The organism is Actinomycetota bacterium (assembly GCA_013152275.1).
Taxonomy (GTDB): domain Bacteria; phylum Actinomycetota; class Acidimicrobiia; order Spongiisociales; family UBA4744; genus BMS3Bbin01.
Map to the genome: position 1 here is coordinate 1 of JAADGS010000053.1, position 15,045 is coordinate 15,045.

Here is a 15,045-nt window from a genome sequence, read left to right on the forward strand (position 1 = left end):
ACCCTCCCCACCACAGGATCATCATCGTCGGCCACCTCGAAAAGAGTCTCATCACCAGAATCATTCTTCATACCCGCAATTCTCGCCGAACCCGACCCGAAACGCGAGAACCCACAACACCCCAACCATCAGCCAGCCGATCGCACCGCTCACAGATACTGACCCACGCTCCTAGGCGAACCTGCCGAGTTTGCGGCCACGCGCCCAGGCAGCGGCCTCCATCCGCTTTCGGCCCGCAGGTTGTACTTCGAGCAGCTCCAGATCGCCTCGGCCCGTTCCCAGAAACACTGCTCCCTCGCGGACGGCCAGTCGACCGGGCTCGAGGCCTGGGCCCGACGCCAGGCGAGCTCGCCACACTTTCACCCGCTCGCCATCATGGAAACCGTAGGCACCTCCACGTGCCGTGAAGGCACGGATCACCCGATCGACCTCTTCCGCGGACATCGACGGGTCGATCTTCATCTCGGACACGTCGATGCGCTTGGCGTAGGTGATCCCCTCGGTCGGCTGTGCCCGTGGTTGCAGCTCCCCCCGCAGATACGGCGGGAGTGTCTCGGCCAGAAGCTCTGCTCCAAGCTCGCCGAGCTCACCGATGACGCGTACCGCATCGGCTTCGCTCCCTAGCTGCAACGTTCGCTTCGCCAGCAGAGGGCCCGTATCGAGCCCCTCATCCAGTTGCATGATGGTGACTCCGGTCACGCGATCGCCGGCCAGGATGGCTCGCTCGACGGGAGCAGCTCCGCGCCACCGCGGCAGCAGCGAGAAATGAACATTCAGAAACCCCATCGCCGGTATCGACAAGACAGGCGCCGGGATGAGCATCCCAAAGGCGACCACGACCGCCACATCCGCATCCGCCGAAGCGATGATCGGGGCCAAGTCGGCCGACCGCTCCGGTTGAGATATCCCGATTCCGAGCTCCAACGCAGCCAGTTTGACCGGTGAGGGACGCAGCTTTCGTGAACGGCCGGCACCCCGGTCGGGCCGGGTGACGACCATCACGACCTGTCGGCCCAGGGTCCGCAGGGCCGGGACCGCCGAAGCGGGGGTACCCAGGAAGACGATCCTGCTCACCGGTCGAGCCCCAGCGCTTCCTCGCGGAGATCGCGCAGCGCCTGTTTGCGAACTCTGCGTTCGAGGCGTCCGATGAGCAAGATCCCCTCGAGGTGATCGATCTCGTGCTGAAGCACCCTCCCGAGCAGTTCCTCGCCGGCGTACTCGACCACGTTGCCGTACTCGTCCAGTCCACGCACCCGGGCGAAGGAGGGACGCTCGATCGGCCAGAACCGGTTCGGCACGGAGAGACAGCCCTCTTCGAAGAGCCAGTCTCCGGACGTCTCGAGCAGCACCGGATTGATCAGGGCTTTCGGGCCATCTCCTGCATCGAACACCACCACGCGTTTCGAGATGCCGATCTGAGGTGCTGCCAGCCCGACACCGGGCGCGTCGTACATCGTTTCGATCAGATCGTCGACGAGGCGCCGAACGCTGTCATCGATCTCCCCCACCTCGCTTGCGCGGCTTCTGAGCACCGGATCTCCGAACGTACGTATGGGAAAGATGGCCATGCCCGCGAGCATAGTTCAGAGGTCGAGAGGGTCTACATCCAGTCGAACGGCAGCGCCTCCGTCGCGAAGCGTTTGCACGGCCGGTCGGAGCGATGATCGTACATCGGAAAGATCACGACCCTGGATCAGCCAACGCAGCTTGCCTGATCGCTCGGCGGGACCCAGGAGGGTCGCCCTTGTTCCGACGGCTTCCCGCAACACGGTCCGTGCGTCCCGCGTCCCCCCGGTCACCTCGACAACGATCACTTCACCGGCGGGCGGCAGCCCGAACTCCTGCCGAACTTGCAGCTCCCCCTCGAGAAACGGCAGCGGATCCCCGCTGCGTAACGCAACGATCACCGGATGCTCCGGCTGACCGGTCTGCACGATCAGGTGCCGGCCGTTGCCGAACGGGATGCCGGCAGCGAGACGCGCGAAAATGCGCAGGGCCTCCTCCGCCGCGTTGTAGGCGCTACCGAGAATCAATCCGTCGGCATCGACCACTACGCCAAGCCCGACCCCCGTGACCGAAGGGATATCACGCTCGGTACCGACCCAAATGAGGGCTGCGCTGCCAACTGCACCCACCGCCCCATCCCCATGTGCACGGCGCAGGACCTCGGAGATCCTTCCCACGCCGGCTCCCAGCGGTTCGAATCGTCCCCCTCCACAGACCTTGCACGACCCCAGCTCGGCTCCGCATCGGCTGCACGCCTCACCGGGTTCGGGCCGCGACCCGCACGAAGGACAGCGGCGCAGCGTCTTGCACCTGACGCAGCGGAATGCCGGGGCATACCCGCGCCTGTGACTGAACACGAACACCCTGACACCTCTGCGTACGGCACCCGCAATCGCGTTTCTGACCCGATGGGCAAAGAGTCCACTTCCAGGTGGATCCTCCGTCCGATCGACGATCTCGACCGGGGGCCATCCCCTGGTCGAACGCCGCTGGACTTCGACACCCGATGCGAGCACGGTCGTGCTCGGCACATTCCCCAGATACACGATGTTGAAGCGTTCCACCGAGGCCCGACGCCGGATGACCTCTCTCGCATGAACCGTAGGTGTTTGACGGTCCCGCATCGCTCGGCGCCCCTCCTCCACAAGCACCCCGAGCCGCAGCCCCTCGATCGGCCAGAACACAACCCGGTGTGTGCCCACCACGACGTGTCCCGGCGTTTCACACGCGCGCTCCCAGGCGGCGGTGACCTCACGATGAGAGGCCTCGGGCAGTACCTCGATGACACGGGCTCCGAACGCTGCACGCAGGAGAGCGCCATGGGTTGCGACTTCTGCTCCCGTCGCCAAGATAACCATCACGGAGCCGCCTGAGCGAAGAACGGGTCCGACATCCAGCAGGGTATCGGTCAGCTCATCCCTGCCGACCAGGCAGTACACGGCCCTTGCCCGGTCCCCGGCGGCTGCTGCGGAAATCGGCGCCGGCGTCCCACTCGATGCCTGCCGTCCCACCGGAGCAAGCACTTCCGTGTCCACTTTGCCAGGCAGGTTCGGGGGACCGGCACGACGTAGGAGAGCAGCGAGGGGAGCGACATAGTGATGAGCGGCCCATCGCAGCGTCTGCAAGAGGTCTTCGGTGAAGATCGGCACCTCCGCCGACAGCGCCTTGATCGGCTTCAGGGCCGAAGGCTCTCCAGGCTCCGCACCGACGACCCACCCGCGCACGACCCTTCGTCCCAGAGGTACACGTACGATGGATCCAACCGGCAATGGCCGATCGGTCGCGTAGCGAAACCCTTCGTCGACGGCGTATGTGGGAAGATCAGGAACGACTCGCGCAATGCGCAAAGTCAGCCTGCCTCCCTTGCCAGATCCTCGGCCAGGTCGGTCATCTCCCAAGGGAATCCTTCACGACCGAAGTGACCGTACGCAGATGTTGCCGTGTAGATCGGCCGGCGCAAACCGAACCGTTCGATGATCGCTTCGGGTCGAAAGTCGAAGCGTTCCCTGACGAGCTCGTCAAGAACGACCGGATCGATGTGTTCGGTACCGAACGTCTCCACTCGAATGGAGAACGGCCGGGCACGTCCGATCGCGTACGAGAGCTGTACCTCGCACTCCTCCGCCAGGCCGGCCGCCACGACGTTCTTCGCCGCATGTCTCGCCGCATACGCCGCAGAGCGATCGACCTTCGTGGGGTCCTTCCCGGAAAAGCAACCACCCCCGTGGCGGGCGGCGCCTCCGTACGTGTCGACGATGATCTTGCGCCCGGTGAGGCCGGTATCGGCTTCGGGTCCCCCCACTTCGAATCTCCCCGAAGGGTTGACGAGCAACTCGAACTCTCCGTCGATCAGCGCAGGATCCAGTGCAGGTCCAACGACCACCTCCGCGAGCTCATCCTTCAGCCGCTCTTGGGAAAACCCCGGCTTGTGCTGGGTCGAGATCAGCACCCGGTGCACCGCGACGGGTGTACGACCCTCATACTCGACGGTCACCTGGGTTTTCCCGTCCGGACCGAGATAGTCGAGCGTCCCATCTTTGCGGACCGCTGCGAGTCGCTCTGCAAGCCGATGCGCGTACTCGATCGGGGCGGGCATGAGTTCCGGGGTCTCCTTGACCGCGTATCCGAACATGATCCCCTGGTCCCCGGCACCGAGACGGTCCATCGGGTCGGTGGATCCGTTCCTCCACTCGAGTGAGACATCGACTCCCCCGGCGATGTCAGGGCTCTGCACACCGATCAGATTGTCGATCTGGCACGTCTGTGCCGAGAATACCGCTGCGGAATTGTCGTATCCCGAAGCTGCGATTGCACCACGGGTTGTCCTGTCGACATCGATCTGGGCGTTACTGCCGATCTCGCCGGCAACGAGAACCCGGCCCCGGGTTACGAGCGTCTCACATGCGACGCGTCCCGCAGGGTCCTGCCTGATCACCTCATCGAGGATCGAGTCGGAGATGCGATCGGCGACCTTGTCGGGATGCCCTTCGGTGACGGATTCGGATGTAAAGAACCAGGTACGCATCGCCGGGAGTATACGGCATCGGCATCACTGGAGCCTGCCGAGTGGTGCCGATGCGTGGATCGGCGGTCTTGCTCGCTTCGGTACCGGGCACCGAATGCCGGGGACTTCACATCGTCACCCGCCGGGCCGAAGACCGCAGGGCGAACGTTGTGGCTCCTCGTGTCCATGATCCAGCCGCCCCGAGCAGGGAGCCGACCAGCCGACTCCCCACGTGCAAAGAATCTCGAGCGCGTTCGTGCGGCCAGGCTATCGGCGTAGGAGCGGTTTCGCTCTCTCCACGATGACGTCCCAAAGACGGACGGCGACCTCTTGCTTCGACATGAGCGGCCACGTGTCGATGGCGCCATCGGGATCGAGAATGCTCACCTGGTTCGTCTCGGTTCCGAATCCGGACCCTTGTGCGCTCACGTCGTTGGCAACGATGAAGTCTGCACCTTTGTCGCGGGCTTTCTCGATCGCTGCATCGACCGGACCCGTCTCGGCGGCAAATCCTACGAGGAACGGCCGAGTCTCGAGCGCCGCGACGGCAGCAAGAATGTCGGGAGTCTTCGTCAACTCCAGCATCGGCGGGCCTTCCTTCCGCCGGAGCTTGCGATCGGAGATCTGGGCCGGTTTGAAGTCTGCAACGGCGGCCGCCATCACGACCGCATCGACACGCGAAGCACGTTCCAGGACCGCTTCGGCCATCTCGTCCGCGGTCTCGACCGTGACACGATCTACCCCCGGGGGTGTCTCGAGGGCCGACGTGCTGATCAACGTGACCCGTGCGCCTCTGCGGGCCGCCTCGGCGGCGATGGCATGGCCCATCTTCCCGGTCGATCGGTTGCCGAGGAACCGAACAGGATCTATGGGCTCACGGGTACCCCCGGCCGTCACGAGTACGTCCCATCCTGCAAGCTCGGGATTCAGCATGGCCGAAAGGGCGGTGACGATCTCCTCGGGTTCGACCATTCTTCCCGGCCCCGAGTCCCCGCCGGCAAGCGCTCCGGACGCCGGACCCACGAAACGATACCCATCGGTCATCAACGTGGACACGTTTCTTCGTGTTGCGGCGTTTTCCCACATCTCGGTGTGCATCGCGGGAGCGAAGAGCACCGGGGAGCGCGTTGCCAGAAGCGTCGCCGACAGCAGGTCGTCTCCCAGTCCCGCGGCCGCCTTGGCGATCGTCGTGGCGGTTGCGGGCGCAACCACGACACCTTCCGCCCAGTGCGCGAGTTCGGTGTGCGGGCTCACTCGACCGAAGAGATCGGTAAGGACACGGTGGCCGGTCACCGCCGAGAAGCTCTGCGCCCCGACGAAGCGCTGGGCCGCCTCGGTCATGACCACCTGAACGTCCGCACCCTCCTCGCCGAGTCGGCGAGCCAGGTACACGGCCTTGTACGCGGCGATACCTCCGGTGACTCCGAGCAGGATACGCCGCTGCATGGGCGGCTAGTCCTCTGCGTGAGCGACGACGAGCTTGCCCTGAACGATCTCTTCGAACGCGATCGTCAGCGCCTTGTGGCTCAACGTGTGAACCTGTGGCGGAACGTAGTGCCCGATTCCTTCGCCCAGCTGGTTGAAATAGGCGTTGATCTGGCGGGCGCGACGCGAAGCAAGCACGACGAGATCGAACCGACCTCCCGCCACTTCCAGGAGATCTTCGACCGGTGGTTGCATCATGATGAATCTGCTCTCGTGGGGGATTCGGCAAGTATACGCAGGATTTGGGCGACCGTGTCCTCAACATCCCTGTTGACGACGACATGATCGAACGTGTCCCTGGCATTGCGCAGCTGCCATGCCGCGATTTCGAGGCGTCGCTCGATCTGCTCCGGGTCGGTGTCCCCCCTCCCCCGAAGTCTCTGCTCGAGGGCCTCCATCGACGGAGGGGCCACAAACACCGTGATCGCTTCGGGGAACACTGCTTTGACCTGCGCTGCACCGTCGACCTCGATGTCCAACAAGACGTCGTTGCCGGACGCCAGCTGCTCCAGAACAGGATCTTTCGGGGTTCCGTACCGATACCCGGCGTACTCGGCCCATTCGAGGAGTTGGCCCGAGGACCGCAGATCGGCAAACGTCTCCGGCGTGACGAACCGGTAGTCCACCCCGTCCACCTCTCCGGGTCGGCGCCTCCTCGTCGTGACCGAAACGGAGAAGAAGAAGGGGTGCCGCTCGTGGAGTGCGGCCACCACCGTCGACTTGCCGACACCCGAAGGACCCGAAACGACGATGAGTCGCCCACGCTCGGTGCTCACGAGGACTCGCGTTCGCGCCGCCGCGCGCCAGTCGCGTATTCGCGGATCTCGTATTCACGGATCTCGTATCGTGTACTTCGTACTTCGTACCGCGACAGGGCATCGATACGAGACCGTGGGGCGGGCATCACGGCTCCTGCCGAAGACGAACACCGGAACGACCTGGCGGCCGGAGGCCGGGTTCCTGGGCACGGTCGTCGAGGTGCGTGCCATGCATTGCTCGGCGGGCTCCAGGAGTCTGCCGGGTGATGTCGGTGCGTGCATCGGCGGCCGTGCGTGTCGCTCGCAAGGACACAGGACGAAGGCGCACCCATCGTGGTGCTTCGAGGGCTGAGGACGTCGCGAGCGTCGATGCACGGTCGTCGAGGTGCGTGCCATGCATTGCTCGGCGGGCTCCTAAGAAAACGTGTCGAGGAGGGCGGCACGCTGGCGTCCACCGAGGCCACGCAGCCTCCTGCTCTCAGCGATGCCGTGTGTTTCCATGAGCCGCTTCGCCTTGACCTTGCCGGTGCCCGGCAACGAGCACAGCACGGCGGTGACCTTCATGCCTGCGACGATCGGATCTTCATCTGCGCGCTCCAACAGTTCGGCGAACGTGACCGAGCCGATTTTCAGGAGTTGCTTGAGTTCCGCGCGAACCCTGCGCGCCTCGGCGGCTTTTGCGAGAGCAGCCGCTCGCTGCTCATTGGTAAGTGAGGGAGGTGCCATGAGTCCGCACTCTACCAAGCCTCAGATCGACGCGAGTATTCGACGCGCGGCCAGCACGGGCTCGGCGGCACGGATGATCGGACGACCGACCACCAGGACATCGGCTCCGTGCCGCATCGCTTCGCGAGGGGTGGCAATCCTTGCCTGATCGTCCTTGTCGGCTCCGGCCTCTCGAATCCCGGGAGTGACCTTCACCAGATCGGGTGCCACCGTGGCAACGATGCCGAGTTCTCTCGGCGAGCAGACCACACCTTCACATCCGCTCTCCGCGGCAAGACGGGCCATGCGGGAGACGAGGCGTCCAGGAGACGCTGCGATGCCGACACCGTGCAAAGCCTCCTCGTCGAGACTCGTGAGCACCGTCACGGCGAGGACACCGGCGTCTCTGCCGCCCGCTCCGTCGGTGAGACCTTCCACGGCTGCTTCCATCATCGCCCTTCCTCCGGAAGCGTGCACACTGATCCAACGGGCTCCGAGCGCTCCGAGCTGCCTTGCCGCGCGGCGAACGGTGGCCGGAATGTCGTGCAGCTTCGCGTCGGCAAAGACCGGGACTCCGTTCGCTCCGAGCATGGCGATCGTCGCAGGCCCGGGGCCACTCAGCAGCTCCAGGCCCACCTTGAAACCTCCCACTTCGCCTTCGAGCATGTGTGCCAGCCGCACCGCCTGAGCGGCAGTCGCCACGTCGAGCGCCACAATCAGCGGGTTTACCACGGTTTCACTCCTCCAATCAGTTCTCTCAACGTCGCGAACTGCAACTCCTTGGCGAGGCCGAGCACCTCACGAAGAATCCTGCTTCCAGCTCTCGGCTCCATGAAGTGCACCGAGCCGATACCGACTGCCGACGCTCCGGCCAAGAGATACTCGATCACGTCTTCCCCACTCCGCACCCCGCCGCAGCCGACGATCGGTGCGTCGGGTATCTCCCGGTGAACTTCGAGCACGCAGGCGAGCGAAATCGGTTTCAGCGGGGGCCCCGAGTAGCCACCGATCAACCCTGTGAGGATCGGCCGTCGGGTTCGCACGTCGATACCTGCCCCCCTGACCGTATTCGTCAGAGTGAGAAAGTCTGCCCCCGCCTCCATGACGGCGCCGGCAACCGCAACGATATCTCCAGCATTGGGAGACAGCTTCGCTCCGATGGGAATGTCCACCGCCGACCGAACCTCCGCGACGACTTCGCCCGATTTCGCCGGGTCGAGTGCGATGATTCCCCGCCCTTCGAGGTTCGGGCAGGAAAGATTGACCTCGACCGCTCCAACGCCCGCACGAGCCATCTCGCTTGCGACGAGCGCGAACTCTCCCGGTGTCTGTCCGACCGCAGAGCCCCACACGGGAATCGGCACCGTTTCGATCTCGGCTGCCATGGACAGGACCCAGGCCTCGATACCAGGGTTCTGGATGCCGATTCCGTTGAGCATCCCTGTCCCCACAGACCCCACACGTGGTGCCGGACGCCCGGGCCACGGCTCGGCACTCACCGACTTGGCGACCGCGGCACCGTACGCCTGTAGCTCGGCCACCGCGGCGAAGTCGACGACTGCTCCGAACGTTCCTGCCGCCGCAACCAACGGTGTGTCGAGAAGTACAGGTCCCAACCTGGTTCTCGTATCGACCGGTGAAGTCATCACTCCGACCGGTAGGTCACGTCGCCGTTGTGCACCGTTGCCATCACACGCCCCGTCAGGGTTCGTCCCAGGAACGGGGAGTTGCCCGAACGCGAAACGAATCGGCGCGGCGTCCATCGGACATCGGGAGCGAAGACGACGATGTTGGCCGGCACACCGGGCTCCAACCACCGGCCGTGCTCACCGAGACCGGCGATCGTGGCCGGTGCAAGCGACATCCTCTCGAACAGCGTGACCGGATCCGGTGCCACGAATGTCTGCACGACCGCCGCAGCCGTCTCGAGCCCGATCACGCCACGTGGCGCTTCTTCGAACGGGACGTCCTTCTCGGCTGCCGCATGTGGAGCATGATCGGTGGCCACCGCGTCGATCGTACCGTCCCGCAGGGCCTCGGCGACCGCGGCCACGTCTTGCGCGCTGCGAAGCGGCGGGTACATCTTGTACGCAGAGTCCATCTGTTCGATCTCGGTGTGATCCAGGGCCAGATGGTGCGGAGTAGCCTCCGCTGTCACCGGCAGGCCCCGACGTTTTGCCGTACGCACCAGCTCCACCGTGCCGGCCGTGGAAACGTGCTGCACGTGGTACCTGACGCCGGTGAGCTCGGCGAGTGCGAGGTCCCTGGCAACGATGGTCTCCTCTGCGAGAGAAGGGATGCCTTGCATACCAAGTCTCGAAGAGACCGCGCCCTCGTGCATGTGGGCGTTGCGAGTCAGCCCGGGATCCTCGGCGTGTTGGGCAACCGTCCCACCGAGGTCGGAGATGTACTCCATGGCATGACGCAGGAGTCCCGCATCCTGCACGGTATTCCCATCGTCGGAGAACAGACGCACACCGGCTTTCCACAGTTCGTCGAGATGCGCGAGGTGTTCCCCGTTGCGCCCGAGCGTGATCGCCCCGGCAGGGATCACCTCCACGAGGCCGACTTCCCTCCCCCGTTCCTGGATATAGCGAGCGAGGTGTCCTGCATCGGTTGCGGGTTCGGTGTTCGCCATCGCCACGACGGCCGTGAATCCGCCGGCGGCTGCCGCCCTGGATCCACTCTCGATGTCTTCCTTCCACTCCTGGCCGGGCTCCCGCAAGTGCACGTGAAGGTCGACGAAACCTGGTCCGACGAGCATCCCGTCGCAATCGATGACCTTCTCCGCCCGCAGGTGCCCGCCGACCTCCACCACTCGTCCTTCACGGATGAGTACATCCGCCGCCGCCGGCCCGCCCGGGCCGAGAACGATGCCTCTCTGCAATACGAGTTCACGCATCGGCAACCTCCCCTCCGAGGAGTCGGAACAGAACCGCCATTCGGACCGCAATTCCATTGGCCACCTGAGATTCCACGAGCGACCGTTCATGATCGGCGACCTCTGGAGCGATCTCCACCCCGCGATTCATCGGCCCGGGGTGCATCACGACGGCATGGTCCGGCATCCTCGCGAAGCGCTCCCTGGTCATGCCGAATCTGCTGACGTACTCGGGCAGGGAGGGAAGAACGGAAGCTCCACCTCGCTCGGTTTGGATTCTCAGCAGATACACGACATCACGATCGAGGACCTCGTCGATGCCCTCCGCGGTCACGACCGGCCAACCCGTGAGGTCCACGGGGAGCAGTGTGCTCGGCCCCACGAGCGTCACCTCGGCGCCAAGTGTCGAGAACGCAGAGATGTCGGATCGGGCAACGCGAGAGTGTCTGATGTCTCCGACGATGGCGATCCGGAGTCCACCGAGCGTTCCGAAGTGCCGGCGGATGGTGAGCGCGTCGAGTAGGGCCTGCGTCGGATGCTGATGCGCACCGTCTCCGCCGTTGAGGACGGGCAGACCGGTCCAGTCCGCGATCCGCCATGGAGCCCCCGTTGCTTTGTGCCGCACGACCAGCGCCTCCGCTCCCATCGCCTTGATGGTCAACGCCGTGTCTTTGAGGCTCTCACCCTTCGAGAGAGAGGAGGTGCCTGGAGAGAAACTCATCGTGTCGGCCGAGAGCGCCTTCGCTGCCCGCTCAAACGACATACGGGTTCGCGTGGAAGGCTCGAAGAACAGCATCGCGACCGTCCTGCCGCGCAGCGCCGGCACCTTGGGAATCGGTCTCGACAGCACCTCCACGAACTCATCGGAGAGGTCGAGGAGGCCGTCGAGTTCCTCCCGGGAAAGTGTGTCGGTGGTGAGAAAGTGTTTCATCGAACACCGTCGATCCACACGCCGTCCTCACCGTCGATCTCACTCAACCGTACCGTGACGCGCTCATCCTCCGAGGTCGGAACATTCTTGCCCACATAGTCTGCTCGTATGGGAATCTGACGGTGACCCCGGTCGATCAACGCCGCGAGTTGTATCGCGGCGGGACGGCCCAGGTCCGTCAGGGCGTCGAGCGCAGCCCTGATGGTACGACCCGTGTACAGGACGTCGTCGACGAGCACCACCGTTCGCCCACTGATATCGAGCGGCATCGCAGTCCGAGATAGAGATGCCCTCGGACGCGCGGCAAGATCGTCGCGGTAGAGGCCGATTCCAAGTGTACCCACGGGAACTGCAACGCCTTCGATCCCTTCGATGATCGATGCCAACCGCGTGGCGAGTGGGACTCCCCGGGTGTGAATCCCGACCAGAACCAGTGAGGCGGGCCCCTTGTTGCGTTCGAGGATCTCATGCGCAATCCGTTGCACGACGCGGGCGACGTCCGCGCCGTCCATCACCAAGGGCATCGTGCGGCCTTCCACATGAAAAACGCCGCCTCTCGGGCGGCCGACATCGGTATGTTCATGCTGTCTCCTTCCCGGCCTCACAGGACCGGCGTTAAAGGACTGTCGATGCAATGTAGCAGTGTCCGGTGACCAGTTGCCAGTACCCGAAGGCCGGGGCCCACCGGCATGTCGGGTGACCGCAGACTCAGCGTTCCGTTCGCGAAAGACGTCCGAGGATTCCGTTCACGAAGGCGCTGCTCTTCTCCGTCGAGTATTTCTTGGCGAGCAGGACGGCCTCGGAGATGATGACGCCAACCGGTATCTCCGGTTCGAAACGGAGTTCATAGAGTGCAAGCCGAAGGACGGCCCTATCGACAGGAGCCATTCGAGCCACTCGCCAGCGCCGGGATACCGCGTCCAGCGACTCGTCCAGTTCCGCCTGGTGACTGAGAACGCCCTCGACCAGACGGGCGGTCCTCGCAGGCATCGACGACGGGCCTTCACCGCGTAGGTCCAACTCGTACAGCGCCTGTATCGCCAGCTCGCGCGCTTCGGTACTCACACGCGTGTGATGTAGGTGCCGGTGCGGGTATCCACTTTGATGTGGTCGCCCTCTTCCACGAACAGAGGGACATGCACGACAAGCCCTGTCGAGACGGTGACCGGCTTCGTGGCCCCCGAGACCCGGTCACCTTTGACGCCGGGCTCTGCTTCAACGACCTCCATCTCGACCGATGCCGGCAGCTCGACGGCGATGGGCACTTCGCGATACATCGGCAGGATCGCCGTCAGACCATCGACCAGAAACGATGCCGCGTCCCCCACTTGCTCTTCGTTCAGTGCGAACTGGGCGTACGTTTCGAGATCCATGAAGTGATAACCGAGGTCGTCACGGTAGAGAAACTGATGCTCGCGGCGATCGATCACCGCCTGTTGGACGTTCTCGCCGGCCCGAAACGTACGGTCGATCACCGCACCGCTGTCCAGGTTCTTCAGCTTCATCCGTACGAACGCCTTGCCCTTTCCCGGTTTGACATGCTGGTATTCCACGACGCTGAACAGTCCCTCCGGAAGATCCAAGGCCATCCCCGGACGCGCGTCATTGGTTGAGATCATGCCGACTCCATGTGGTAACTCACCTGAGTGTATCCGACAACACCGAGGACACGGCCGCATCGTCGACCGCGACGATCTCTGGTTCGCCGATCGCTCGCAGCAGGACCATGCGGATCAGCGATCCGTCTCGCTTCTTGTCTTTTCTCAGCATGTGCATCACCTTTGCGAGATCCGCCCTGCAGGTCGTCGGCAACTCCAGGCTCTCCAGCAGCGCGAGCTGCCGGTCCGCCTGGCCGAACCCCAGCACCGACTCGGCGATGTGTGCGGCAGCCGCCATACCGATCGAGACCGACTCGCCGTGCGAGAGACCCACAACCCGTTCGACGGCATGGCCGACGGTGTGGCCGTAGTTGAGCACCGTTCGCAAGCCCGTTTCACGCAGATCCTCGGTCACGATCTTGGCCTTGACACGGATCGCCGCCGGCACGATCTTCTCGAGAGATGCCTGCAACCCATGCTCCTCGAGTTCGACCACCAGGTCTTCGTCCCCGATCATTCCGGCTTTCGCGATCTCCGCCATCCCCTCACGAACCAGACGACGAGGAAGGCCACGCAGCACATCGAGGTCCACGAGGATCCTGCTCGGTTCCCAGAAGGTTCCGACCTGATTCTTTGCCTCGAGGTTCACCGCGGTCTTCCCGCCGATTGCCGCGTCGACTGCCGCAAGGAGTGTTGTGGGCACAGAGACGACTTCGATCCCGCGCAGATACGTCGATGCCACGAAACCCCCGACGTCGCAGACCGTCCCACCGCCGACCACAACGATCGTTCCCTGGCGATCCAATCCGATATCGTCGAGCCACCGATATGTGGCGGCCGCCACGGCAAGGGTCTTGGCCCGTTCCCCGTCAGGGAACACGCGAACGGGAGCTTCCAGATGCTTGGCCACACGTTCGGCCACGTCCCGCGCTCCGGGCTGGGTGAAGATCACGGCACCGGAGCGGTCGGAGCGTGATGGAAGCGGGGAAGCGAGAAGGTCACTCCCGACGAACACCTGGCTGCCGGCGGCCATCAGCCTCTCCATGCGGTCACCACTTCTTCCACGACGTCCTCTGTCGACAGGCCATCCGTCTGCACGATGTGATGCGCTGCCGCCCTGTAAATCTCGTGGCGCTCACGGTATATGTCCTGCAGGGCGCGCTTCTCGAGGATCGGCCGCCGTGGGCCTTCGACGAGCCGGCTCGCGAGCGTATCGGGCGGTGCTTTCAACCAGACCACCGTTCCCGAGGTCCGCATCAGATCCACCGCGGCCGCCGACGTGATCGCTCCGCCTCCCGTCGCGACGACGGCAGGAGCCGGACGGGCCGCGACCTCGGCCACCAACAACGCTTCCCTCTCGCGAAAGCCCGACTCTCCGACCGATGCCCACTGGGATACGATCGAACCCCAACGCTGCTCGTGCAAGACATCCATGTCCACGAATTCCAGACCGAGGCGCTCTGCCACTTCTGCACCGATCGTGCTCTTGCCGGATCCCATCATCCCGATGAGCCAGAGCATCAGAACTCCGTGAGCCGGCGACGGTACGCGTTCGCGGCGGCTTGCATGTCTGCCACCGTCGCTCCTCCGAACGCTCGCTGCGCCTCCTGGGCCAGGATGATCGCCACCATCTGCTCTGCAACGACCGCTGCGGCAGGCACGGCGCAGACGTCGGAACGCTCCCGCAGTGCAGGGACCGTCTGCCCCGTGGCCACATCGACACTGGCGAGCGGCTGCATCAGGGTGGGGAGCGGCTTCATCGCCGCCCGCACGCGGATCGGCTGGCCGTTGCTCGTCCCTCCTTCGACTCCGCCTGCGCGATTGGTGGCCCGTCCGTAGCCCGGGATGATCTCGTCGTGCGCATCCGACCCCCGCACACTCGCCTGCTCGTAGGCGTCTCCCACCTCCACACCCTTGATTGCGGGAATCGACAGGATCGCCTGGGCGAGAAGTCCGTCGAGGCGCCGATCCCACTGCGTGTAGCTTCCGAGGCCGGCAGGAACGTCGTACGCGAGAACCTCGATGATCCCACCCAACGTGTCGCGATCGGCCTTGGCGGAGTCGATGGCCTCCATCATCGACTCGGCCGCCGTCGTGTCGAGCACGCGTACGGGAGATGCATCGAGCCGGTCGCGATCCTCCGGCTGCGGTGCGGCGCCCTTCGGTGCCTCGACGCC

The 15,045-nt window shown here is 64.6% G+C and carries 18 protein-coding genes; all 18 read right to left on the reverse strand.

Going from position 1 to position 15,045, the window contains the following annotated elements:
- Window positions 1-171 precede the first annotated feature (171 nt).
- Complete coding sequence (locus GXP34_09035; protein NOY56118.1) at window positions 172-1,074, reverse strand: methionyl-tRNA formyltransferase; 903 nt, start codon at window positions 1,072-1,074, stop codon at window positions 172-174.
- Window positions 1,071-1,568: a peptide deformylase gene (def, locus tag GXP34_09040; GenBank protein NOY56119.1), complete on the reverse strand. Its 498-nt coding sequence runs from the start codon at window positions 1,566-1,568 to the stop codon at window positions 1,071-1,073. Before def ends, GXP34_09035 begins: the two co-directional genes overlap by 4 nt.
- Window positions 1,569-1,583: 15 nt before the next feature.
- On the reverse strand, window positions 1,584-3,353 hold the full coding sequence (locus tag GXP34_09045) for a hypothetical protein (protein NOY56120.1): 1,770 nt from the start codon (window positions 3,351-3,353) through the stop codon (window positions 1,584-1,586).
- A 2-nt stretch (window positions 3,354-3,355) separates the two neighbouring features.
- The gene (locus GXP34_09050; GenBank protein NOY56121.1) at window positions 3,356-4,531 is read right to left on the reverse strand and encodes a methionine adenosyltransferase; all 1,176 of its coding nucleotides are present in this window, start codon (window positions 4,529-4,531) and stop codon (window positions 3,356-3,358) included.
- A gap of 246 nt (window positions 4,532-4,777) precedes the next feature.
- Window positions 4,778-5,956, reverse strand: a complete 1,179-nt coding sequence (coaBC, locus tag GXP34_09055) for a bifunctional phosphopantothenoylcysteine decarboxylase/phosphopantothenate--cysteine ligase CoaBC (GenBank protein ID NOY56122.1) — start codon at window positions 5,954-5,956, stop codon at window positions 4,778-4,780.
- Between the two features lie 6 nt (window positions 5,957-5,962).
- Window positions 5,963-6,193 carry a DNA-directed RNA polymerase subunit omega gene (gene rpoZ / locus GXP34_09060; protein ID NOY56123.1) on the reverse strand — a complete coding sequence of 77 codons (231 nt, stop codon included), beginning with the start codon at window positions 6,191-6,193 and terminating at the stop codon, window positions 5,963-5,965.
- Window positions 6,190-6,771: a guanylate kinase gene (gene gmk / locus GXP34_09065; GenBank protein NOY56124.1), complete on the reverse strand. Its 582-nt coding sequence runs from the start codon at window positions 6,769-6,771 to the stop codon at window positions 6,190-6,192. The genes rpoZ and gmk overlap by 4 nt, the downstream gene beginning before the upstream one ends.
- A gap of 396 nt (window positions 6,772-7,167) precedes the next feature.
- On the reverse strand, window positions 7,168-7,479 hold the full coding sequence (locus GXP34_09070; protein NOY56125.1) for an integration host factor: 312 nt from the start codon (window positions 7,477-7,479) through the stop codon (window positions 7,168-7,170).
- Window positions 7,480-7,500: 21 nt separating this feature from the next.
- Complete coding sequence (pyrF, locus tag GXP34_09075; GenBank protein NOY56126.1) at window positions 7,501-8,190, reverse strand: orotidine-5'-phosphate decarboxylase; 690 nt, start codon at window positions 8,188-8,190, stop codon at window positions 7,501-7,503.
- Window positions 8,184-9,074 carry a dihydroorotate dehydrogenase gene (locus GXP34_09080; protein NOY56127.1) on the reverse strand — a complete coding sequence of 297 codons (891 nt, stop codon included), beginning with the start codon at window positions 9,072-9,074 and terminating at the stop codon, window positions 8,184-8,186. Before GXP34_09080 ends, pyrF begins: the two co-directional genes overlap by 7 nt.
- Window positions 9,075-9,103: 29 nt before the next feature.
- Complete coding sequence (locus tag GXP34_09085; GenBank protein NOY56128.1) at window positions 9,104-10,360, reverse strand: dihydroorotase; 1,257 nt, start codon at window positions 10,358-10,360, stop codon at window positions 9,104-9,106.
- Window positions 10,353-11,270, reverse strand: a complete 918-nt coding sequence (locus GXP34_09090) for an aspartate carbamoyltransferase catalytic subunit (protein ID NOY56129.1) — start codon at window positions 11,268-11,270, stop codon at window positions 10,353-10,355. The genes GXP34_09085 and GXP34_09090 overlap by 8 nt, the downstream gene beginning before the upstream one ends.
- The gene (gene pyrR / locus GXP34_09095) at window positions 11,267-11,794 is read right to left on the reverse strand and encodes a bifunctional pyr operon transcriptional regulator/uracil phosphoribosyltransferase PyrR (protein ID NOY56130.1); all 528 of its coding nucleotides are present in this window, start codon (window positions 11,792-11,794) and stop codon (window positions 11,267-11,269) included. Before pyrR ends, GXP34_09090 begins: the two co-directional genes overlap by 4 nt.
- Window positions 11,795-11,978: 184 nt before the next feature.
- Window positions 11,979-12,335, reverse strand: coding sequence for a transcription antitermination factor NusB (gene nusB / locus GXP34_09100; protein ID NOY56131.1), 357 nt, complete (start codon window positions 12,333-12,335; stop codon window positions 11,979-11,981).
- Complete coding sequence (gene efp, locus GXP34_09105; protein ID NOY56132.1) at window positions 12,332-12,889, reverse strand: elongation factor P; 558 nt, start codon at window positions 12,887-12,889, stop codon at window positions 12,332-12,334. The genes nusB and efp overlap by 4 nt, the downstream gene beginning before the upstream one ends.
- 19 nt (window positions 12,890-12,908) lie before the next feature.
- Window positions 12,909-13,913 carry a 3-dehydroquinate synthase gene (gene aroB, locus GXP34_09110; GenBank protein ID NOY56133.1) on the reverse strand — a complete coding sequence of 335 codons (1,005 nt, stop codon included), beginning with the start codon at window positions 13,911-13,913 and terminating at the stop codon, window positions 12,909-12,911.
- A complete protein-coding gene (locus tag GXP34_09115) occupies window positions 13,901-14,389 on the reverse strand; it encodes an AAA family ATPase (GenBank protein NOY56134.1) in 489 nt (162 codons plus the stop codon). The genes aroB and GXP34_09115 overlap by 13 nt, the downstream gene beginning before the upstream one ends.
- On the reverse strand, window positions 14,389-15,045 hold a 657-nt coding region (locus GXP34_09120; protein NOY56135.1), incomplete at its 5' end, for a chorismate synthase. The genes GXP34_09120 and GXP34_09115, both read right to left, overlap by 1 nt.

Excerpts from the sequence above, each read along its gene's own strand:
- def (NOY56119.1), bottom strand. The coding sequence starts at position 1,568 with ATGGCCATCTTTCCCATACGTACGTTCGGAGATCCGGTGCTCAGAAGC.
- GXP34_09050 (NOY56121.1), bottom strand. The coding sequence starts at position 4,531 with ATGCGTACCTGGTTCTTTACATCCGAATCCGTCACCGAAGGGCATCCC.
- coaBC (NOY56122.1), bottom strand. The coding sequence starts at position 5,956 with ATGCAGCGGCGTATCCTGCTCGGAGTCACCGGAGGTATCGCCGCGTAC.
- rpoZ (NOY56123.1), bottom strand. The coding sequence starts at position 6,193 with ATGATGCAACCACCGGTCGAAGATCTCCTGGAAGTGGCGGGAGGTCGG.
- GXP34_09070 (NOY56125.1), bottom strand. The coding sequence starts at position 7,479 with ATGGCACCTCCCTCACTTACCAATGAGCAGCGAGCGGCTGCTCTCGCA.
- GXP34_09085 (NOY56128.1), bottom strand. The coding sequence starts at position 10,360 with ATGCGTGAACTCGTATTGCAGAGAGGCATCGTTCTCGGCCCGGGCGGG.
- GXP34_09090 (NOY56129.1), bottom strand. The coding sequence starts at position 11,270 with ATGAAACACTTTCTCACCACCGACACACTTTCCCGGGAGGAACTCGAC.
- pyrR (NOY56130.1), bottom strand. The coding sequence starts at position 11,794 with ATGCCCTTGGTGATGGACGGCGCGGACGTCGCCCGCGTCGTGCAACGG.
- efp (NOY56132.1), bottom strand. The coding sequence starts at position 12,889 with ATGATCTCAACCAATGACGCGCGTCCGGGGATGGCCTTGGATCTTCCG.
- aroB (NOY56133.1), bottom strand. The coding sequence starts at position 13,913 with ATGGAGAGGCTGATGGCCGCCGGCAGCCAGGTGTTCGTCGGGAGTGAC.
- GXP34_09115 (NOY56134.1), bottom strand. The coding sequence starts at position 14,389 with ATGCTCTGGCTCATCGGGATGATGGGATCCGGCAAGAGCACGATCGGT.